The 21,276-nt window shown below is 68.5% G+C and carries 18 protein-coding genes and 1 pseudogene; 4 read left to right on the top strand and 15 right to left on the bottom strand.

Features of this window, described 5'->3' with window-relative positions; genetic code table 11:
• Positions 1-87: 87 nt before the first annotated feature.
• Both FG323_RS05825 and tldD read left to right on the top strand, forming a co-directional pair.
• The gene (locus FG323_RS05825; protein WP_141453581.1) at positions 88-3,975 is read left to right on the top strand and encodes a YhdP family protein; all 3,888 of its coding nucleotides are present in this window, start codon (positions 88-90) and stop codon (positions 3,973-3,975) included.
• A 54-nt stretch (positions 3,976-4,029) separates the two neighbouring features.
• Positions 4,030-5,472: a metalloprotease TldD gene (gene tldD / locus FG323_RS05820; protein ID WP_141453580.1), complete on the top strand. Its 1,443-nt coding sequence runs from the start codon at positions 4,030-4,032 to the stop codon at positions 5,470-5,472.
• Positions 5,473-5,516: 44 nt separating this feature from the next.
• Here the strand turns inward: tldD and yjgA are convergent, their stop codons facing one another.
• A complete protein-coding gene (yjgA, locus tag FG323_RS05815) occupies positions 5,517-6,074 on the bottom strand; it encodes a ribosome biogenesis factor YjgA (protein WP_141453579.1) in 558 nt (185 codons plus the stop codon).
• Between the two features lie 109 nt (positions 6,075-6,183).
• Between yjgA and pmbA the strand changes: the two genes are divergently transcribed.
• Both pmbA and FG323_RS05805 read left to right on the top strand, forming a co-directional pair.
• Entirely contained in the window at positions 6,184-7,542 is a 1,359-nt protein-coding gene (gene pmbA, locus FG323_RS05810) for a metalloprotease PmbA (RefSeq protein ID WP_255470050.1), read from the top strand.
• A gap of 89 nt (positions 7,543-7,631) precedes the next feature.
• Positions 7,632-8,060 carry a DUF4870 domain-containing protein gene (locus FG323_RS05805; protein ID WP_141453577.1) on the top strand — a complete coding sequence of 143 codons (429 nt, stop codon included), beginning with the start codon at positions 7,632-7,634 and terminating at the stop codon, positions 8,058-8,060.
• 82 nt (positions 8,061-8,142) lie between these two features.
• Here the strand turns inward: FG323_RS05805 and FG323_RS05800 are convergent, their stop codons facing one another.
• The 14 genes and pseudogenes from FG323_RS05800 to fabZ all read right to left on the bottom strand — a co-directional run bounded on the left by FG323_RS05800 (position 8,143) and on the right by fabZ (position 21,276).
• Positions 8,143-9,021: a farnesyl diphosphate synthase gene (locus FG323_RS05800; protein WP_141453576.1), complete on the bottom strand. Its 879-nt coding sequence runs from the start codon at positions 9,019-9,021 to the stop codon at positions 8,143-8,145.
• Entirely contained in the window at positions 9,011-9,271 is a 261-nt protein-coding gene (locus tag FG323_RS05795) for an exodeoxyribonuclease VII small subunit (protein ID WP_141453575.1), read from the bottom strand. Before FG323_RS05795 ends, FG323_RS05800 begins: the two co-directional genes overlap by 11 nt.
• Positions 9,272-9,317: 46 nt before the next feature.
• Complete coding sequence (tilS, locus tag FG323_RS05790) at positions 9,318-10,601, bottom strand: tRNA lysidine(34) synthetase TilS (protein ID WP_141453574.1); 1,284 nt, start codon at positions 10,599-10,601, stop codon at positions 9,318-9,320.
• Between the two features lie 30 nt (positions 10,602-10,631).
• Entirely contained in the window at positions 10,632-10,817 is a 186-nt protein-coding gene (locus tag FG323_RS05785; protein WP_141453573.1) for a hypothetical protein, read from the bottom strand.
• Between the two features lie 158 nt (positions 10,818-10,975).
• Positions 10,976-11,119, bottom strand: coding sequence for a hypothetical protein (locus FG323_RS19615; protein WP_181444097.1), 144 nt, complete (start codon positions 11,117-11,119; stop codon positions 10,976-10,978).
• Between the two features lie 176 nt (positions 11,120-11,295).
• Positions 11,296-12,048 carry a tetratricopeptide repeat protein gene (locus tag FG323_RS05780; RefSeq protein WP_141453572.1) on the bottom strand — a complete coding sequence of 251 codons (753 nt, stop codon included), beginning with the start codon at positions 12,046-12,048 and terminating at the stop codon, positions 11,296-11,298.
• Positions 12,045-12,737: a transglycosylase domain-containing protein gene (locus FG323_RS05775; RefSeq protein WP_181444096.1), complete on the bottom strand. Its 693-nt coding sequence runs from the start codon at positions 12,735-12,737 to the stop codon at positions 12,045-12,047. Before FG323_RS05775 ends, FG323_RS05780 begins: the two co-directional genes overlap by 4 nt.
• 44 nt (positions 12,738-12,781) lie before the next feature.
• Positions 12,782-13,741: an acetyl-CoA carboxylase carboxyltransferase subunit alpha gene (locus tag FG323_RS05770; RefSeq protein ID WP_141453570.1), complete on the bottom strand. Its 960-nt coding sequence runs from the start codon at positions 13,739-13,741 to the stop codon at positions 12,782-12,784.
• A gap of 94 nt (positions 13,742-13,835) precedes the next feature.
• On the bottom strand, positions 13,836-17,399 hold the full coding sequence (gene dnaE / locus FG323_RS05765) for a DNA polymerase III subunit alpha (RefSeq protein WP_141453569.1): 3,564 nt from the start codon (positions 17,397-17,399) through the stop codon (positions 13,836-13,838).
• A 131-nt stretch (positions 17,400-17,530) separates the two neighbouring features.
• Positions 17,531-18,046, bottom strand: coding sequence for a hypothetical protein (locus FG323_RS05760; RefSeq protein WP_141453568.1), 516 nt, complete (start codon positions 18,044-18,046; stop codon positions 17,531-17,533).
• Between the two features lie 193 nt (positions 18,047-18,239).
• Positions 18,240-18,857 carry a ribonuclease HII gene (gene rnhB / locus FG323_RS05755; RefSeq protein ID WP_141453567.1) on the bottom strand — a complete coding sequence of 206 codons (618 nt, stop codon included), beginning with the start codon at positions 18,855-18,857 and terminating at the stop codon, positions 18,240-18,242.
• Positions 18,858-18,866: 9 nt separating this feature from the next.
• Positions 18,867-20,036 (bottom strand): annotated as a pseudogene (gene lpxB, locus FG323_RS05750) (lipid-A-disaccharide synthase); the annotation flags it as partial.
• Between the two features lie 2 nt (positions 20,037-20,038).
• Positions 20,039-20,821: an acyl-ACP--UDP-N-acetylglucosamine O-acyltransferase gene (gene lpxA / locus FG323_RS05745; protein WP_141453565.1), complete on the bottom strand. Its 783-nt coding sequence runs from the start codon at positions 20,819-20,821 to the stop codon at positions 20,039-20,041.
• Positions 20,818-21,276, bottom strand: a complete 459-nt coding sequence (gene fabZ / locus FG323_RS05740; protein ID WP_141453564.1) for a 3-hydroxyacyl-ACP dehydratase FabZ — start codon at positions 21,274-21,276, stop codon at positions 20,818-20,820. The genes lpxA and fabZ overlap by 4 nt, the downstream gene beginning before the upstream one ends.

Here is a 21,276-nt window from a genome sequence, read left to right as displayed (position 1 = left end):
CGATTTCCACGCGCGGAAGACAACGGCCGTGCGGAGTTCGCTTTGCCGACACCCGATTCCCGATTCCCCATTCCCGGCAAAAGCCTGATGCCTACCCCGATGCGCCGTCGCCTGCGCCTGGCCCGACGTGGTGCCGTTTACGGTGTCGCGATCGTGCTGGTGTGCATGGCCGTGGTGCTGGGCATCGCCAGCCAGGTGCTGCCGCTGGCCGAACGCCATCCCGAGCGCGTCGCGGCGTGGTTGAGCGAGCGTGCCGGGCGACCGGTGACGTTCGATCGGGTGCAGACCCAGTGGACCCGGCGCGGGCCGCTGCTGCAACTGGATGGGCTGCGGATCGGCGAGGGTGAGGGTGGCGTCCGCATCGGCCAGGCCGAGGTGCTGGTGTCGATGTACGGTGGCCTGCTGCCGGGCCGATCGTTCACCGAACTGCGCCTGCGCGGCCTGTCGTTGACCTTGCAGCGCGCCGACGACGGCACCTGGTCGGTGCGCGGCCTGCCCGGGCAGCAGCAGCCGGGCGGGGATCCGCTGTCCAGCCTGGAGGGGTTGGGCGAACTGCAGATCATCGACGGCCGCCTGGACATCGACGCGCCGTCCATTGGCTGGCAACTGCGGGTACCCGACATCGACATGCGCCTGCGGGTGAATGGCGATCGCGTGCGGGTCGGCGCGCGCGCGCATATCCGCGCGGGCAGCGCGCCGCTCAATGTCGCCGTCGATTTCAATCGTCGCAAGGGCGACGGCCACGCCTACGCCGAGGTGACCGCCGCCGACATCGGCGTGTGGTCGCCGCTGCTGCGCTACGCGGGTGTGGTGGCCGATTCCGGCAGCGGGCAGCTGCAAGGCTGGATGTCCCTGTACCGGCATCGCGTGGTGATGGTCACCGCCGAGGCGCACGTGCAGAAGCTCGGGCTGCGCGGCGCGCCGCTGGTGGGCGGCGGACCGTTGCCGCGCGCGGCCTTCGAACAACTGGATGGGAGACTGCGCTGGCGCCTGGTCCCGGGCGGCTGGCGGCTGGATGCACCGCTGCTGCGGGTCGGCAGCGGCGAGACCATGCAGACCCTGGATGGCCTGTTGCTGGCCGGTGGCCGCGAGACCGCGCTGGTCGCGCGCCAACTGGATGCGGCGCCGCTGTTCGCGGTGCTGGGATTGAGCGATCGGGTGGACGACGACACGCGCCGCTGGCTGGGCCAGGCACGTCCGACCGCGCGGCTTGCGCGGGTGGAGGTCGCCGGCAATCGCCAGGGTGGCCTGCGCGCCAGCGGCGAACTGCTGGAGGTCGGTTTCGCACCGGTCGGCCACGCGCCGGGAATGAGCGGGCTGGCCGGCGATTTCGAGGGCGACGCCGAAGGCATGCGCCTGCGCCTGAAGCCGGCGTCGCGCCTGCAGTTCAATTGGCCCAGCGGCTTCGGTGTCGTCCACGACGTCACCCTGGATGGCGAGATCGTCGGTTGGCGCGAAGGCGCCGGCTGGCGTGTCGGCACCCCGGCGCTGCGGGTGCGCGGCAAGAATTATGGCGCGCAGGTGCGTGGCGGCCTGTGGTTCCAGAACGACGGCACGCGGCCTTGGATCGATCTGGCCGCGGATCTCGATCAGGCGCCGGTGCCGGCCGCTCAAGGCTTCTGGGTCCATCACCAGATGCCGAAGGCGGCGGTGGACTGGCTCAACGCCGCGCTGGTCGGCGGCCAGGTCAACAACGGGCGCGCCATCGTTTCCGGCGATCTCGACGATTGGCCGTTCGTCCGCAACAACGGCCGCTTCGAGGCGGTCGCGCACATCGACGGCGGGCAGTTCAAGTTCCAGCGCGACTGGCCGGCGCTGGAACAAGTGGACGCGGACGTCGCCTTCATCGGCAACGGGTTCTCGCTGGAAGGTCGCGGCAGCCTGGCCGGCGTGGCGGTCGAGCATTTCAGCGCCGGCATCGCTGACTTCCGCGACTCCAACCTGCGCGTCGACGCCGACACGCACACCGACGCGGGCAAGCTGCTGGCGATGCTGCGACAGAGTCCACTGCAGAAGACCCATGCCGACACCTTCGCCAACCTGGAAGCCTCCGGCGCCACCCGCGCCAGCTTCCATCTGCTGCAACCGCTGAAGAAGGACTCGCCCACCCGCCAGCGGATGGAAGGCCAAGTGGATCTGACCGCGGCGAAGCTGGCCGAAAAGCGCTGGAATCTCGCTTTCACCGATGTCACCGGCACGACGCGCTACGACAATGGCGGTTTCGCCTCCGAACCGATGAAGGTGATGCTGCAGGGCCAGCCCGGTGTGCTGTCGCTGCGCGCGGGCAGCGGCGCGCGGGATCCGCAGCAGGCGTTCGAAGCCGAACTCGCCGCGCGCCTGGATGCGAAGGAACTGTTGGATCGCGCGCCGGAAATGGCCTGGCTGAAGCCCTACATCGATGGACGTTCGGACTGGAATGTCGCGGTCACCATTCCCGAGGGCGCGGCCAGCAATACGCCGAGCCAATTGCAATTGCGTTCGCAACTGGTCGGCACGGCCCTGAGCCTGCCGGCGCCGCTGGAAAAGCCGGCATTCGCCGCGCTGCCGACGGTGGTGCGCACCTCGATGCCGCTGGGCAGCGGGCAGATCGAGGTCGCGTTCGGCCAGCGCCTGGCGCTGCGTGCGCGCAACAACGGCCAGCAGACCGGCGTGCGGGTGGTGCTGGGCAGCGACAACGTCGCCGAAGCTCCGCCCGCGTCCGGACTGATCGTCAGCGGCCGCACGCGGCAACTGGACGCGATGGACTGGATCGCGCTGTTCAAGGGCGGCGAGGGCGATGGTGGCGACGATGGCCTGAAGTTGCGTCATGTCGATGTCACCGCCGCGCGCCTGCTGATGATCGGATCGGTGTTCCCCGATACGCGCCTGCAACTGGCACCGGCTCCCAATGCACTGGCGGTGACCCTGGAAGGTCCCGCGCTGGCCGGTGGCCTGCTGGTGCCGGAGACGCGCGGTGGTGCCATCGTCGGACGCTTGTCGCGCCTGTACTGGCTGAACGCATCGCCGGCCGGCACCGCGACCGCGACCGCCACGATGCCGACCCGGACCTATGCGGGCGCGCCGATCGGCATGCCTGGCGCGCCGCCGGTACCGCCCGTCGACGACGACCTGGATCCGTCGGCGATTCCGCCGCTGTCGCTGGATGTGGACGAACTGCGGGTCGGCAGCGCGAAACTGGGTAGCGCCCGCCTGCGTACGCGCCAACTGCCCGCCGGTATGCAGATTGAACAACTTCAGTTGCGTTCCCCGCAGCACGACATCGACGTGGCCGGTACCTGGTTGGGGAAGGGCGCGCATGCGCGAACCCAATTGCAGGCCAAGGTGGCGAGCCGCGATTTCGGCGCGCTGCTGGCCGATGCCGGCTACGGTGGCCGCATCCGCGGCGGCCATGGCACCGTGCAGGCCACCGCCGGCTGGCGCGGCAGCCCCGGCGCGTTCCGGCTGAGCGAACTGGATGGCAAGGCCAGTGTGGATGCGCGCGATGGCCATCTGCTGGAACTGGAGCCCGGCGCAGGCCGCGTGCTCGGTCTGTTGAGCGTGGCCGAACTGCGTCGCCGGCTGACCCTGGATTTCAGCGACTTCTTCTCCAAGGGGTTCGCGTTCAACCGGATGGAAGGCGACGTGGCCCTGGGCAACGGCCTGGCCCGCACCGATGCGCTGGTGATTGACGGTCCCGCCGCCGAGATCCGGATCAGCGGCACGACCGACCTGCGTGCCGAACAGTTCGATCAGGTGGTGGATGTACTGCCCAAATCGGCCAATGTGCTGACCGCGGTCGGCGCGGTCGCCGCCGGACCGCTGGGCGCGGCGGTCGGCGCGGTCGCCAACGCGGTGCTCAAGCGCCCGCTGGGCGAAATGGGTGCCAAGACTTATCGGGTGACCGGCCCGTGGAAGGAACCCAAGGTGGAGGCTGTTTCGCGCGAGCAATCACGTGAACAGGCGCCATCCCCGGCCGCACGCGCGGGCCTGCCCTGAACCGCGGCGTCGCATCGCCTTGCGCTCGCCCGCCCCAACCCCCACCTTGCTGCCATGACTGCTTCCCTGACGCTCGCCGAAACCCGCCTTCTGCTGCCTGCCGGCCTCGACCAGCACGGCCTGGACCGTACCTTCGGTGCCTTGCTGGGCCCAGGCATCGATTTTGGTGACCTCTATTTCCAGCATGCCCGGCGCGAGAGCTGGACGGTGGAAGATGGCATCGTCAAGGACGGCGCGCATTCGATCGAGCAGGGTGTCGGCGTGCGGGCGATTTCGGGCGAGAAGACCGGCTTCGCCTATTCCGACGACATCAACTCGGTCGCCTTGTTGGATGCCGCGCGCTCGGCGCGCGCGATCGCACGCGACGGCGCTGCGCATGCGCCGCGCGCGCTGGTGCGGGGCGGCGGACGCGCGCTCTACGGCGCCGACGATCCCATCGACGCGATGGACAACGCCGCCAAGGTCGAGGCGCTGCGCGCGGTGGACCGTTTCCTGCGTGCGGCCGATCCGCGCGTGCAGCAGGTGACCGTGAGCCTGTCCGGCGGACTGGACACGGTACTGGTGGCCCGCAGCGACGGCGTGCTGGCCGCCGACGTGCGTCCGCTGGTACGCCTGAACGTGCAGGTGCTGGTGGAGCAGAACGGCCGACGGGAATCCGGCTACGCCGGCATGGGTGGACGTTATTCCTATGCCGAGCTGCTGGGCGACGGCCGCCCCGAGGAACTGGCGCGCGAAGCGCTGCGGCAGGCGCTGGTGAACCTGGACGCCATCGATGCGCCGGCCGGGGTCATGCCGGTGGTGCTGGCGTCCGGCTGGCCCGGCGTGCTGCTGCATGAGGCGGTCGGCCACGGCCTGGAAGGCGATTTCAACCGCAAGGGCACCAGCGTCTACGCCGGCCGCATGGGCCAGCGGGTCGCCTCGCCCGGCGTGACCATCGTCGACGACGGCACCCTGCCGGGCCGGCGCGGGTCGCTCAACATCGACGACGAAGGCACGCCCACCAACTGCACCACGCTGATCGAAGATGGCGTGCTGGTCGGTTACATGCAGGACACGCTCAACGCGCGCCTGATGGGCATGGCGCCCACCGGCAACGGTCGTCGCGAATCGTTCGCGCACCTGCCGATGCCACGCATGACCAACACCTACATGCTGGCCGGACAGCATGATCCGGAAGAGATGATCCGCTCGGTGAAGAAGGGCCTGTACGCGGTCAACTTCGGCGGCGGGCAGGTCGACATCACCAGCGGCAAGTACGTGTTCTCGGCCACCGAGGCCTACCTGATCGAGGATGGCAAGGTCACCGCGCCGGTCAAGGGCGCGACCCTGATCGGCAACGGACCGGAAACCATGCAGAAGGTCAGCATGGTTGGGCACGATCTCGCGCTGGATGCCGGGGTGGGCGTGTGCGGCAAGGACGGACAGAGCGTGCCGGTGGGCGTCGGCCAGCCATCGCTGCTGATCGAAGGCCTGACGGTGGGCGGCACCCGCGCGTGAACCGCGGGCGGGTGGACGGCGCCGTGCGGGCGCCGGCACGTGGCTCAGCCTTCGTCGGTGTCCGTGTCGTCGGGCGCGTCGTCGCCCTCCGCGAGCAATTCGCGGATCTCGCGGAACAGTTCGCGGAACGCATGCGGCGGCTTGTTCTTCGCGCGTTCCTCGCCGGCGTTGCGGATCAACTGGCGCAGGCGCTGGCGATCGGCTTGCGGGAACTCCTCCAGCAACTCGCCCAGCGCGCCGTCGCCGTCCGCCAGCAGGCGATCGCGCCAGTGTTCTGCGCGATGCAGCTGCGCTGCTTCGCGCCGCGCGGCGTCGCCGCCTTCGTCCATCGCGTCGCGGATCGCCGCCAGCACTTCATCGTCCTCGCGGCGCATCTGCTTGGCCAGGTACTGCAACTGGCGCTTGTGCGCGATGTGCGAGGTGATGCGCTGGGTTTCCAGGATGTGCGGCATCAGGTCTTCGGGAATCGGCAGCTTGGCCAGGCGCGCCGGCGGCAGCGCCACCAGTTGCTCGGCCAGGCTGCGCACCTCGAGCGCTTCCTCGCGCTGCTGGGTGCGGCTGGGGCTATAGAATTCGCCGGTTTCGGGGTCGCGTCCGCGCATGGTCGATCTCGGTTGCCGGTCACGCGGCGGCGCCTGCATGGCGCGCCGGGACATCTTTCACGGGGGAAGCCGGGAGGTCCGGCTTCCTGCATCGCATAAGGATAAGCCATTGAACGCCATCACCGTTTCCGTCGACGACAGCCTGGCCCGGCTGGACACCCTCGCCGAGCTGTCGCAGCGCCTGCTGGCGGCCGCCCGCGCGCGCGGCGCCAGCCAGGCCGAGGTCAGTTGCAGCGAGGAGCGAGGGCTGAACGTCAACGTGCGCCTGGGCGAGGTCGAGACGGTCGAATCGACCCGCGACCGCGGCATCGGCGTGACCGTCTACTTCGGCCGGCGCAAGGGCAGCGCCAGCACCGCGGATCTGCGCGAGGAGAGCCTGGAGGCCACGGTCGAGCAGGCCTGCGCCATCGCCCGCTATACGGAGGATGACGAAGCCGCCGGACTGGCCGATGCGGACCGGATGGCGGCGGAGTTCCCCGATTTCGACCTCTGGCATCCCTGGCCGGTGCAGGCCGACGAAGCGCTGGATCTGGCCCTGGCCTGCGAGAACGCCGGGCGCGAGGCGGATTCGCGGATCGGCAATTCCGACGGCGCCTCGGTAGGCAGCTCGGAGAGTCTTTCGGTGTATGCGAATTCGCACGGGTTCGTCGGACGCGAACGCAGCACCCAGCACACCCTCGGCTGCGCGCTGATCGCCGGCGAGGGCGACGGCATGCAGCGCGACGGCTGGTACACGACGGCGCTGGCCGCGTCCGCGCTGGAAGCGGCGGAACGGGTGGGGCGCAAAGCGGCCGAGCGCACCGTCGCCCGGCTGGAGCCGCGTACGGTCGCGACCGGCCAGTACCCGGTCCTGTTCGCCGCCGAGGTGGCGCGCTCGCTGGTGGGCCACTTGCTGGGCGCCGTTTCCGGCTCGGCGCTGTACCGGCGGGCGAGCTTCCTGCTGGATCATGCGGGCCAGCGGATCTTCCCGGACTGGTTCTCGATCGAGGAGCGTCCGTTCCTGCGCCATGGCTGGCGCTCGGCCGCGTTCGACGCCGAGGGCGTCGCCACCCGCGATGCGCCGCTGGTACGCGACGGCGTGCTCGAACGCTACCTGCTGGGCAGTTATTCGGCGCGCAAGCTGGGGTTGCAGAGCACCGGCAATGCCGGCGGCGTGCACAACCTGCAGGTCTCGGCCAACGCCGGCGGTTTCGGGGAACTGGTGCGCGGCATGGGACGTGGCCTGGTCATCACCGAACTGATGGGGCAGGGCGTCAATCCGGTCACCGGCGACTATTCGCGCGGCGCGGCCGGGTTCTGGGTGGAGAACGGCGAACTCGCCCATCCGGTGGACGGCATCACCATCGCCGGCAACCTCAAGCAGATGTTCGCGGGCGTGGAGGCGGTCGGAAACGATGTCGATCCGCGTTCGCACGTGGCCTGCGGTTCCATCCTGCTCGGACGCATGACCGTTGCCGGATCCGATTGACGTGTCTTGACAGGATCCCCCGCGGCCCCGAAAGTGGCGGGCGGGGTTGTTCCATACCATCAACGTCAACAAGGAATGGGGATACACGCATGAGCGAGTTCGAGAACGTCACCGCACCGCCGCCGCCGCCGACTTCGGGAAGCCCGAGTGCGGAAGAGCGCCAGTGGGCCCTGTTCGCACACCTGTCCGCGCTGGTCGGCGGCATCGTCACCTCGGGTTGGGCCGGCAGCCTCGGCTGCTTCATCGGTCCGCTGATCATCTGGCTGGTCAAGAAGGACACCATGCCCTTCGTCAACGATCAGGGCAAGGAAGCGCTGAACTTCAACATCACCGTCGGCATCATCTTCCTGGCACTGTTCCTGCTCACGATCGTGACCCTGGGCATCGGCGCGCTGATCACGCTGCCGCTGATGGTGATCGTCGGCATCGCCTGGCTGGTGTTCACCATCATCGCCGCGATCAAGGCCAACAACGGCGAAGCCTATCGCTATCCGCTGACGCTGCGCCTGATCAAGTAAACGAAGTTCTCAAGTCGAAGAAAAAGGCCCGGTCTGACCGGGCCTTTTTCATTACGGCGATGCCCATCCGGCATTCCTGGCGTCAATGATTGCGGCGGACCGCCATTTCGCCAAGCACGCGCAGGGCGTCGGCGGCTTCGCCAAACGGCGACAACGCGTCGCGCATGGCCGCGTCGAGTTCGTTCAAGCGCGCCTTCGCGCCGTCCATGCCCAGCAGGGCTGGATAGGTCGACTTGGCCTGGGCCGCATCCTTGCCCGCGGTTTTGCCGAGCTGCTCGGAGCTGCCTTCCACGTCCAGGATGTCGTCGCGGATCTGGAAGGCCAGGCCCAGCGACGAGGCGAATCCGTCCAGGCGTACCAGGACATCCGGCGTGGCCCGACCGGCCAGCGCGCCGAGTCGCACCGCCGCGCGGATCAGCGCCCCGGTTTTCCAGGCATGCATGCGGGCGAGTTCATCAAGGCTCTGCTGGCGTCCGGTCGCGTCGATGTCCAGCGCCTGTCCACCGCACATGCCGGCGACGCCGGACGCGTCGGCCAGGGCCTGCACCCAGGCCAGGCGGATATCGGCATCGGCGGAAGCCTGCGCCAGCACCTCGAAGGCGCGCGTCTGCAGGGCGTCGCCGGCGAGGATGGCGGTGGCCTCGTCGAAGGCGACGTGCACCGTCGGCCGGCCGCGGCGCAGGTCGTCGTCGTCCATCGCCGGCAGATCGTCGTGGACCAGCGAATAGGCGTGGATCAGTTCAACCGCGGCGGCGGGTGCGTCCAGCAGCGTTTCCGGCGCGCCGGAAACGCTGCCGGCGGCGTAGACCAGCAGGGGGCGCATCCGCTTGCCGCCGCCGAGCACGGCGTGGCGCATGGCCGCGTGGAGGCGTCCGGGCGCTTGATCCGGGGATGGAAGGGCCTGCTCGAGGGTGGCTTCGGTGCGCGCGGCCCAGGCCGCGAAACGGGCCTCAGTTGCCATCGGGCAGGGGCGCGAACGGCTCGGCGCTCTCCGGACTGGCGGGATCGCTGAGCAGCCGGACCCGCATTTCCGCCTGCTCCAGCGCGGCCTGGCACTGGCGGTACAGGCCGACGCCGCGCTCGTAGGCGGCCAGCGAGTCTTCCAGGCTGAGGTCGCCGTGTTCCATCCGGTCGACCAGGCGTTCGAGTTCTTCCAGCGACTGTTCGAAGTTCGCCACCGGGGACGCGTCGGGGGTATTTTTCTTGGCCATGCGGGAAAGTGTGCGGAGCCGTCGCGTGAAGGTCAACGCGCGGCGCTCAGGCCCCCATCCGCTCCCAGCGCAGGCTCGCTCCGTGCCGGCGCAGCCATTCGTCCAGGCGTGCCCCCAGCAGCAGGTCACCGGCCGCGAGCAGTTCGCCATCGGTATCCCACAGCAACGGCAGCAGGCGGCGTTCCCAAGGGGGAATGCCTTCGGCCTGCAGCAGTTTCTTCAGCGCCTGGCTGTGCGCGCGGCCAGGTTGGCGCAGGCGCTCACCGCCCAGGCGCGCGGCGGCCCGCAGCGGTGTCGGCCAGGTCGCGCCTTCCAGGACCAGCCGGTCGCCGGTCGGCAGCCGCAGGGGCTGGTGCGTGTCCCATTCGACTTGCCAGTCGGCCGGCAGCGGAGGTCGCATCGACTCGGCATGCAACAGATCGCGCCAGCGGCGTACGACCGCGCCCTGCCAGCTGAATTCGGCTTCGTCGTCCGCCGCCGCGGCCAGCAGATCCTGCTCGATATGACATACGCCCTCGGCGGGAAGGGGCGGCAGGCTCCGTTCGCACAGCCAGCGGCGCAACACGCGGGCACGCCGCGCGGGCGGAAGCGCGAGCAGGGCGGTCACCGACAGTGCCGCTGGATCCAGCGTGCGGCTCATCGCCAGCGCCTGCGCGTCTTCGCGATCGAGCAGCTCGGCACTTTCCCGCGCCAGCGCGGCGCTGCGCGCGAATGCGGCCGCGGCATGCGGCCAGCGCTGTTGCAGCAGCGGCATGACCTGCTGGCGCAGGAAGTTGCGGTCGTGCGCGGTGTGCAGGTTGCTGGGATCGTCGATCCACGCCAGACCATGCCGGCTGGCGTGGCTTTCAAGCACGGCATGCGACGTGCCCAGCAGCGGACGCCAATGCCATCCACCGGCAAAGGCGCGCCAGTCGCGCATCGCCGCCAGACCCTCCACACCCGAAGCGCGCAGGGCACGCAGCAGGAAGGTTTCCGCCTGGTCCTGCAGATGATGCGCGGTCACCAGCACCTCGCCGGGCGACATCGCCTCGGCGAACGCCGCATAGCGCGCATCGCGGGCAGCCGCCTCCATGCCCTGTCCGGCATCGGCGGGAACCCGCACGCGCACGATCCGCAACGGCACCTCCCAGGCATCGCAGGCGTGTTGGCAGTGCGCGGCCCAGTCGTCGGCCGCCGGCTGCAGGCCGTGATGGACATGGATGGCCCGAAGGATGCCGTTGAACGCCGGGTCCGCATGGAGGCGGTGCAGCAGGACCGTCGAATCCAGACCGCCGCTGAAACCGATCAGCAGGGACGGCACGACGGCGGGTGCGGGTGGCAGGGCGAACATGCCACCCAGTCTAGCCGGCAGGCCCGCGGCTCAGCGCAGCTTGTTCAGGATGACGATGATGGCGGCCAGCCAGCAGACACTGACGAACAGGCCCAGAACCCAGTTCTGGTTGACTCCGTTCCGGTGCCAGCGCAGACGGTTGTAGAACAGGCCGACCACCATCGGCAGGACGAACAGGATGAGCGGAACCAGCCACCATGGATGCAACAGGTCCATCACGTTTTCCCCCGTGAGCCGGCCTGTGCCGGCTATCCCATCCTAGCGCCGTCGGCACACCCGCGCCTGCGGCGGATCGTCGCGGGAGGGATGACGCCGAGACCCGGACGCTGATGTGCCGCCAAGCTTGCCACCGGAAGTGACGCGGCGGGCATGGCTCAGGAATAGGTCCAGAAGGCCACCGCGCACAAGATTGAAATCAGCAGGAGTAACCCGACCAGGATCGGCCACGCGCGGCGGCTACCCGCCTGACCGAACAGGTCAAGGCAATGATCCAGCAATTGGGTGATGGCTTCGAACATGGGGGTATCCATGCCGTTGTGGAGCACCCGTCATTGAATACCAGGTTTCCCGGAACGGAAATGACTCCGTTTGTTGGTTCGGCCCGAACCCCTGGGCATTCCGACGCAGTGCGTGCCCGAGCGGACCCAGCGGGATTCGCGGCGACGACAGTCAGGACTGCCATCCTCCACTTGAATCAGGACGAGGACAGGTTCGCCAGTTCGCTGCGCGCCAACGCGATCCACTCGCGCTGATCGCGCTGGTAGTACTTCGGCAGGGCATCGGAGCGGGTCAGGATTTCCTGGAACACCGCGCGGGCGCGAACCCGTTCGCCCTGGCGCTTGAGCAACAGGCCGTAGCGCGCCCGCGCCTCCTCGCCGGGGTAGCCCTGCACGACGGCTTCGTATTCGTGCAGGGCGGCGGTCGCGTCGCCGAGGTCTTCCACGGCGCGCGCATACAGCAGGTGGCCGTCGCTGGAGCGGAAGTTCGGATTGGCGGCGATGAGCGCATCAAGGGTCGCGCGCGTCTCGCGTGCCTTGCCCTGTCCGTACTGGGCCTTGGCCAGGCCGAGCATCAGATCCGGATCCGTGCGGTACAAGCCCTTGAGCGCGTTGCCGAACAGATCCTCGGCGCGCGCGAAATCCCCGCTGCGCAGGCATTCTTCCGCCAGTTGGCGGCGGGTTTCCGGCGTATCGGAAAGCCCCAGCCTGCGATCCGCCCTGCGCTTCTCGTGTTCGGGATCGATGCGCGAGCGCACGCTGCGCGCCGCCCGGCGCGCCGACGGGTTGTGGCGCAGATCCGGCAGCACTTCGGCGATGAAGTAGACCAGCACCGCGATGTACGAGAACAGCAGCAGGATGAAGACCCAGTACAGCGGCCGCCCGGTGCGAACGACGTGTACGCAGCAGGCGACCTGGAGGATCAGCGAGAGGATGATGATTGGGCTCATGCGGCTTGGCTGGATACGGGGATGGAGAGCCGGGTGGCGGCCGGCGCGGAGACGCCATTGCAGGCGGAAGGAAGGGCTCGCAGTCGTTCGCGTGCACGTGCCAGCGCGGCATCGATATCCACGACGCTCAGCTGCGCGGATACGAAGCGGAAGCGTTCTTCGAAGCGAACCGGGCGACACACCGGGTCATAGGATGACGGCCCTCGCTCCAGGACCTGCAGCGCCAGGAATTCTTCCGGTCGCAGGGTTTCCGGGAACTGGCCGTACCAAGCCTCGGCGGCGTCACGCAGGCCGAATGCGCCTCGGCCGTAGAACGCTTCGTTCAACACCGTGCTGATCTGTTCGTCCACCGACCAGGCGCGGCTGACGAATATCACGGCGGCGATGTCGGCGGCGAGGCGACGCGCGCCATCCGCAGGGCGGTCCGAGCGCTGCAGGAGGATGCGGCCGGCCCGGGTGGGAAGCCGCAACTCATCCGTTCCTCCGGGTTGCCGAAAAAGATGCCAGGGCATCGTGAACGGATCCAGGCGGATGGCCGAGTCATCATCTACACCGTGGATGGCGCGATACTGCGCTCGCATCGAGGGCGGTATCGCGCTGGTGTTCGGTCGGCGATCGGCGGGAAGCGCGCCTGCACCCCACAGATATACGCCCAGGCACAGCGTCACGTAGCCGACCACCGGCACCATCAGCAGGGCAGACATCCATTTCTGCCAGCTCATCGCGTTTGCCCTCAGGCGGCCTCGTAGGCCCCGTAGCTGCGCAGGCGCTCGTAGCGACGCTGCAGCAGTTGTTCGACCGGAATCTGTTCCAGTGCGTCCAGTTCGTTGAGCAGGACCGCCTTCAGGCGGGTCGCCATCTGGCGCGGGTTGCGGTGGGCGCCGCCGATGGGTTCACGCACCACCTTGTCCACCAGGCCGAGCGAATGCAGGCGCTTGGCGGTCAGGCCGAGCTGCTCGGCGGCGTCCTTGGCCTTGTCGGCCGACTTCCACAGGATCGAGGCGCAGCCTTCCGGGGTGATCACCGAGTAGGTGCTGTATTCCAGCATCAGGGTGCGATCGCCCACGCCGATGGCGAGCGCGCCGCCGGAGCCGCCTTCGCCGATCACGGTGCAGATCACCGGGACCTTCAGTTCCGACATCTCCAGCAGGTTGCGTGCGATCGCCTCGGACTGGCCGCGCTCCTCGGCATCGATGCCCGGCCACGCGCCGGCGGTGTCGATGAAGGTCAGCACCGGCAGGCGGAAGCGTTCGGCCAGCTTCATCAGCCGCAGCGCCTTGCGGTAACCCTCCGGCTTGGGCATGCCGAAGTTGCGCTTGATCTTTTCCTTGGTGTCGCGGCCTTTCTGGTGACCGATGATCACCAGCGAGCGCCCGTTGATGCGGGCCAGGCCGCCCACGATCGCCTTGTCGTCGGCGAACGCGCGATCGCCGGCCAGCTCCTGGAACTCGTCGCAGATCACGCGCGCGTAATCCAGGGTGTACGGGCGGGCCGGGTGGCGGGCCAGCTGCGACACCTGCCACGGCGTCAGGTCGCGGAAGATCTGGGCGGTGCGGACGCGCAGCTTGTCCTGCAGGGCATGGACTTCGGCATCGACATTCACCGCCGGCCCCGCGCTGGCGTTGCGCAGCTCCTGGATCTTGGCTTCCAGATCGGCGATGGGTTGTTCGAAATCGAGGTAGTTCGGATTCATCAAGCGGGCCATGGGCCGGAAAGAGGGGAGTTTATCCCAGCCAGGGCCTCCATACCGAGCCGTGCAGTACGGTCTGGAGCCCGGAAACCGGGCCTCAGTGGTTCTGCGTCCAGGGGCGGCCCACCGCCAGCTTGACCGCGCGCACGCCGGGCGTGGCCCGCAGCGCGTCGACCAGTTCGGTATCGACCCGCACCGACAGGCCGCCGTTGACGTCGAGCATGCCGGCGGTGGCCGACTTGCCGGAGGGCAGCACCAGATCCAGGCGCAGGGGGGTGTTGCCGGGGCGGTGGCGGGCGAGCAGCGCTTCCACCCGTGACCATAGCCCCGGTTCGCGCAGGTCCAGCCGCAGCGACAGCCGCTGCGCCTGCTGCGCGCACAGCTGCGAGTAGTCCCAGCACTGGCGGATGCGCAGGCTGAAGCCGCCGTTGAACTCGTCCTCGCGGAGGCCGCCCTTCATGATCAGGATGCGGTCGCGGGTCAGCAACGGCCCGAACTCGGCCATCGCGTCGGAGAACGCACTGCATTCGATCCGGCCACGGCCATCCTCCAGTTGCACGAACACCTGGCTGTCGCCCTTGCGGCGCACCCCGACCACCTGGCCGGCGATCAGCGCGCTGACTTCCGGGCGCCAGCCCTTCTTTTCGCCCGGCGACTGGTTGCTCCAGAGTTTTTCCAGATCGCCCAGGTCGCTGCCGACCAGCGCGCGCAGATCCTCGCGATAGGGATCCATCGGATGACCGCTGAGATAGTGGCCCAGCGTCTCGCGTTCGCCATTGAGCAACTGGCTCAGTGGCCATTCGTCCGATTCGGTCAGCACCACTTCCAGCGCGGGCGCGGCATCGCCGCCACCGAACAGCGAGCTCTGGCCGGCCGCGCGCTCCTTGGCCAACTGGTCGGTGGCCTTCAGCACTTCGGGCAACTGCAGCATCAGCGAGGCGCGGTTGCGGCCCAGCGCGTCGAGCGCGCCGGCGTTCACCATCGCTTCCAGTGCGCGCCGGTTGAGCTTGGAGGAATCGACCCGCTTGCAGAAATCCAGAAGATCGCGGAATTCGCCACCCTGCTGGCGTTCGGCGACGATGGTCTCGCACAGGCCCTGGCCGACGCCCTTGATCGCACCGATGCCATAGCGGATGGTGCGCGGGTCGGTCGCCTCGAACATGTAGTCCGAATGGTTGATCTCCGGCGGCAGCACGGTCAGCGACAGTCCGCGCGCCTCGTCCAGGAAGCCGACCACCTTGTCGGTGTTGTCCATGTCCGAGGACAGCACCGCGGCCATGAACTCGGCCGGGTAATGGCACTTCAGCCACGCGGTCTGGTACGACACCAGCGCGTAGGCGGCGGCGTGCGACTTGTTGAAGCCGTAGCCCGCGAACTTCTCCATCAGGTCGAAGATTTCGTCGGCCTTCTTCTCGTCGACACCGCCCTTGCCGGCGCCCTCGCGGAAGATCTCGCGGTGCTTGGCCATTTCGGCCGGCACCTTCTTGCCCATCGCGCGACGCAGCAGGTCGGCACCGCCGAGCGAGTAGGCGCCGACGATCTGCGCCATCTGCATTACCTGCTCCTGGTACACCATGATGCCGTAGGTGTCCTTCAGGATTGCTTCGGTGCGCGGATCCGGATATTCGACTTCCTCGCGCCCGTGCTTGCGGTCGACGAAGCTGGGAATCAGGTCCATCGGGCCGGGTCGGTACAGCGACACCAGCGCGATCAGATCCTCGAAACGGTCGGGCTTGGCGTCCTTCAGCAGCCGGCGCATGCCGGAGGATTCGAACTGGAACACCGCGCCGGTGTTGCCGGATGCGAACACCTGGCGATAGGTGGCGGCGTCGTCCAGCGGAATCGTCGCGATGTCGACCGGCGGCAGGCCCGCGCGCTCGTGGCGGCGGTTGATGGCCTTGACCGCCCAGTCGATGATGGTGAGCGTGCGCAGGCCCAGGAAGTCGAACTTCACCAGGCCGACTTCCTCGACGTCATTCTTGTCGAACTGGGTGACCGGGTTCCGGCCCAGCATGCCTTCGTCGTGTTCGGCGAACAGCGGGCAGAAGTCCGACAGCGGCGACGGCGCGATGACCACGCCGCCGGCGTGCTTGCCGGCGTTGCGGGTCAGGTCTTCCAGCTGGCGCGCCAGATCGATCAGATCGCGGACATCGTCCTCGCTGTTGTAGCGTTCGATCAGCTCCTGCGAAGCCATTTCGCTGTTGCCTTCGCCCATCGCGTCCTTCAGCGTCACGCCGAGGATGTTCGGGATCAGCTTGGCGACGCCATCGACCAGACCGTAGGGGAAGCCCAGCACGCGGCCGGCGTCGCGCACCACCGCCTTCGCCGCCATGGTGCCGTAGGTGATGATCTGGCTGACCCGGTCGCGGCCGTACTTGCGCGCGACGTAGTCGATCACCTCGTCGCGCCGGTCCATGCAGAAGTCGATGTCGAAGTCGGGCATCGACACGCGTTCCGGGTTGAGGAAGCGCTCGAACAGCAGGTTGTAGGGCAGCGGATCCAGATCGGTGATCTTCAGCGCCCACGCCACCAGCGAACCGGCACCCGACCCGCGGCCCGGGCCGATCGGGATGCCGTGGTTCTTGCCCCACTGGATGAAGTCGCCCACGATCAGGAAGTAGCCGGGGAAGCCCATCTTGATGATGGTGTCCAGCTCGAATTCCAGCCGCTCGAAGTAGTCCTCGCGGGACTTGCCCGGGGCGAGCGGGTTCTTCCCCAGCCGTTCTTCCAGGCCGGCGCGGGCCTGGCTGCGGATCCAGCTGTCCAGGGTCTCGTTTTCGGGCACCGGATAGGCGGGCAGGAAGTAGGTGCCCAGCCGCATCTCGATGTTGCAGCGCTGCGCCAGCGCCAGCGTGTTGTCGATGGCGTCGGGCACGTCGGCGAACAGCGCGGCCATTTCCTCGGCCGACTTCATGTACTGCTCGGGACTGTACTCGCGCGGCCGCTTCGGGTCGTCCAGCACGCGGCCGGAGGCGATGCACACGCGCGCCTCGTGCGCGTCGAACCCGTCCGGCGACAGGAAGCGGACATCGTTGCTGGCGATGACCGGCAGGCCGCGCTTGGCCGAGGCATGCAGCGCGAAGGCGTTGAACGCCTCCTCGCCGTCACGCTGGGTGCGGGTCAGTTCGAGATGCAGATCCTCGCCGAAGCTGCGTTGCCATTCGGCCAGGTGCTGTTCGGCCAGTTCGTGCCGTCCGCTCAGCGCCAGTCGGCCGGCGTGGCTCTGGCGGCCCATCAGGGCGAACAGGCCCTGGCGATCCTCGTGCAGCCATTGCGGATCGATGGCGACACCGTCGTTGCGGTGGCCCTCCATCCACGCGCGGGTGAGCAGGCGCGACAACGACAGGTAACCTTCGCGATCCCGGCACAGCAGGGTCACCGGCCATGGCGTCTCGTTGCCCTCGGCCACCAGCACGTCGGCGCCGGCGATGGGCTTGATGCCCACGGCCTCGGCGGCCTTGTAGAACTTGACCAGGGCGAACAGGTTGTTGCGATCGGTGACCGCGAGCGCCGGCATGCGCAATTCCACCGCGCGGCTGAGCAGGTTGGCCTGCTTGGCTTTCTTGGGGTCGGCCTGATCCGGTTTCTCGGGCACGCGGATGATCGAATCCGCCATCGAGAACTCGGTGTGCAGGTGGAGATGAACGAAGCGGGAGGACATGCCGGCTCGGAAGACTGTCCGGGCAGGTTACCGGCGGGGGTGGGGAGGGGCAAGGCTTGACATCGGCGCCCGGGCCGGCGGGCCCGGACTGCCGGGGCGCATGGCAGGTGCGGGCCGTCCAAATGGCCGGCTCAATGCACCCGGAACATCTCCGGTTGCGCGGGCACGTAGCTGGTTTCGCGGACCTGGCGGTGGTGCTCGCGCAGGGCGCATTCCTCCTCGCGCGCGTGTTCCCAGTCGTGCCGATCGAACGGGAAGGCGCCAACCTCCTCGTGCCGCAGGCTTGACTCGACACCACGCAGGCGCAGGAAGTCATCGTGGGCCTCGACTTCACGCCACAGGCGGGGCCAGGACAGGTCCTGCGGCAGGGTGTCCGGCGGCTGCCCGGCGGGTTGAGCGAGCCGCGCCAGCAAGGTGGCCAGGCCCGCCCTCACCTCGGGTTCGCACTCCCAACTGGCGTCTTCCAGCAGTGCGGCGATTCGTTCCGGACCATCGGTGCCCGGCGATGGCGCCTGCGGACAAATCTCGCGGACCAGCGCGTCCAGGCGTTGATGGAGGGAGAGGCCGTTGCCGGCGCTGGGACCGGAACGGGGCTCGGGGGACGGCGCTCCGGAATCCGGAGCGAGGGTGTTGGGATGCAGGTTCATGGCAGTTCTCGCGAGACCGTCGGGGGCCGGTGCGTGTCACCGTGATCCTTGGAAGCCGGCATTGCTCCTGGAGAAGATGCGGGAACAGCGTGCAGGGTTGCGGGAATCCTTTCGACTGCTGGAAGTCGGCGTGACCAAGGACAGGGCGTCCTGTTCATCCGACCGGCGGCGGGTGGGCGCGGGAACTCCGCGCTCAGGCCATGCCGTGCGCTTCCAGCGCGATGCGCACGGGCGCGAAGCTGCGGCGGTGCAGCGGGCAGGGGCCATGCAGGGTGAGCGCGGCCAGGTGTTCGGGCGTGGAATAGCCCTTGTGGCTGGCGAAACCGTACTGCGGGAACTTCGCGTGCAATTCAACCATCGCGCGGTCGCGGGTAACCTTGGCGAGGATGGAGGCGGCCATGATCGCGGCATCGAGCCGATCGCCGCCCACCAGCGCCTCGGCGGGGCAGGGCAGGCGGGTGGGAATCCGGTTGCCGTCGATACGAGCGAGTTCAGCTGCGGGCTGCAACGCGCGGACCGCGCGGCGCATGCCTTCCATCGTGGCCTGCAGGATGTTGAGGGTGTCGATTTCCTCGCGCTGCACGAATTCGACCCGCCAGGCGAGCGCGCGCTCGATGATCAGCGGATACAGCGCCTCGCGCTGGACTTCGGTCAGTTGCTTGGAATCGTTGAGGCCATCGATGGGGCGATCCGGATCCAGGATCACCGCCGCCACCGATACCGGTCCGGCCAGCGGGCCGCGGCCGGCTTCGTCCACGCCTGCGATCAGGCGGAACACGGGGGCGGGAAACAGCGAACCGTTCGGAAGCATGGCGCGATTCTAGCGGACGGCAGCGGGTTCCAGCAGTTCCGTCACGGCATCGGCGGCACGCGCGGAAGCGTCCTGGCGCAATTGCTCGTGCAGGTGCAGGTATTTCGGCTGCAGGGCGGCGGCATCCTGTGGCGCGCGGAACCAGTGCAGCACGGCGTCGGCCAGCTTGTCGGGCGTGCAGTCGTCCTGCATCAGTTCCGGCGCCAGATCCTCGCCGGCCAGTACGTTGGGCAGGGCATAGCGCTCCACCTTCAGCAACCCCAGTGCCTTGACGATGCGATAGGTCATCGGCGCGACCTTGTAGCCCACCACCATCGGGCGCTTCGCCAGCATGGTTTCCAGGGTTGCCGTGCCGGAGGCCAGCAGGACCACGTCGGCTGCATACAGCGCGGTGCGGGCGCGGCCATCGAGCAGGTCCAGGTTCGGTACCGCCAGTTGCGGATCGGCGAACAGGGTTTCCAGCAGTTCGCGGCAGGCGGCGTTGGCGGCCGGAACGCATACGCGCAGTCCCGGGACCGCGCGGGCGACGCGCTGGGCCGCCGCCAGGAAAGGCGGTGCGAGCCGCTGGATTTCACCCAACCGGCTGCCGGGCAACAGTGCCAGCACCGGCGCGTCGGCCGGCAGATCCAGCGCCTGCCGGGCGGCGGCGCGGTCCGGTTGCAGCGGCATGTCGTCGGCCATCGGATGACCGACGAAGCGCGCATCGACGCCATGCCGGGCGTAGATCGGCGGTTCCATCGGAAACAGGCACAGCACGCGATCGGCGCTGGCGCCGATCTTCTGCGCGCGCTTCTCGCGCCAGGCCCAGACCGAGGGGCTGACGTAATGCACGGTGCGGATCCCGCGCTGCTTGAGCCAGCGCTCCACGCCCAGGTTGAAGTCGGGGGCGTCGATGCCGATGAACACATCCGGTCGCCAGGCCAGCACGCGATCACGGAACGCGCGCCGCAGCTTCAGCAGGCGGGGTAGATGGCGCAGCACCTCGGACAGGCCCATCACCGCCAGCTCACCCGCGTCGAACCAGGTCTGGCAGCCTTCGCGCCGCATGCCATCGCCGCCGATGCCGGCGAACTCGGCATCGGGCCAGCGTTCGCGCAATGCGGCGATGAGGCCGGCACCCAGCCCGTCGCCGGAAGCCTCGCCGGCCACCAGCGCGATGCGCGGGCGGCGCGCGGGGGAATTCATCTCAGCAGCGGCCTCTCGCCGCGTTCGATGAAGTCGAGCAGGGCACGAACGTCATCGCTGGACTGCGCCTGTTCGGCCAGTTGCTGCTTGGCCTCGGCCAGCGGCAGTCCAGCCACGTACAGGGTGCGGTAGGCACGCTTGATCGCGCTGATGCGTTCGCTGTCGAAGCCGCGACGCTTCAAACCCTCGCTGTTGATGCCACGTGGCCGGCCCAGTGAATCGCTGCCGACCATGGTGTACGGCGGGACGTCGCCATTGACCAGCGCGCCCATGCCGATGAAGGCGTGCGCGCCGATGCGGCAGAACTGGTGGGCGCCGGAGAAGCCGCTCATGATCACCCAGTCCTCGACGGTGACGTGCCCGGCCAGGGTCGAGTTGTTGGAGAACACGCAGTGGTTGCCGATGACGCAGTCGTGCGCGACATGCGTATAGGCCAGCAGCAGGTTGTCGTCGCCGATGCGGGTGATGCCGCCGCCGGTGCCGGTGCCCCGGTTGAGGGTGACGAACTCGCGGATGATGTTGCGATCGCCGATGACCAGTTCGGTGCGCTCGCCGGCGAACTTCTTGTCCTGTGGATCCCCGCCCGCGGCGACATGGCCGACCAGGTGGTTGTCGCGGCCGATGCGGGTGGGACCGGTCACGCTGCAATGCGGGCCGATGACGCTGCCATCGCCGATCTCGACGCCGGCGCCGATCAGGCTGAACGGACCGACGCGCACGTTAGACCCCAGGCGCGCGCCCGGATCGATGACCGCGCTCGGATGGATATCGGTGCTCATGCCGGGGTCTCGGCGCACAACACCTCGGCGCTGGCGACCTCGTTGCCGGCGACCTTGGCCACGCAGGTGTACAGGGTCATGTTGCGGATGACCCGCTTGATTTCCACATGCAGCTCCAGCACGTCGCCGGGTACCACCATGCGCGAGAAGCGGACGTTGTCGACCTTGACCAGGTAGAACAGCCTGTCGCCACCGCACAGGCCCCGCGAAATCTGGGTCAGCACGCCGCCGGCCTGTGCCAGGGCCTCGATCACCAGTACACCGGGCATCACCGGATGGCCGGGGAAGTGGCCCTGGAAGAATGGCTCGTTGATGGTCACGTTCTTGATGCCGACGATGCGCTTGTGCGCTTCGAACTCCACCACCTTGTCCACCAGCAGGAATGGATAGCGGTGCGGCAGCAGCTTCTGGATGGTGACGACGTCGATGGGCAGCTTTACTTCGGTTTCGGTCAT

The sequence above is a fragment of the Pseudoxanthomonas sp. z9 genome (assembly GCF_006542425.1).
GTDB lineage: Bacteria > Pseudomonadota > Gammaproteobacteria > Xanthomonadales > Xanthomonadaceae > Pseudoxanthomonas_A.
Note: the sequence above shows the minus strand (reverse complement) of the source record. Positions and strands in the feature narration are given on the sequence as shown.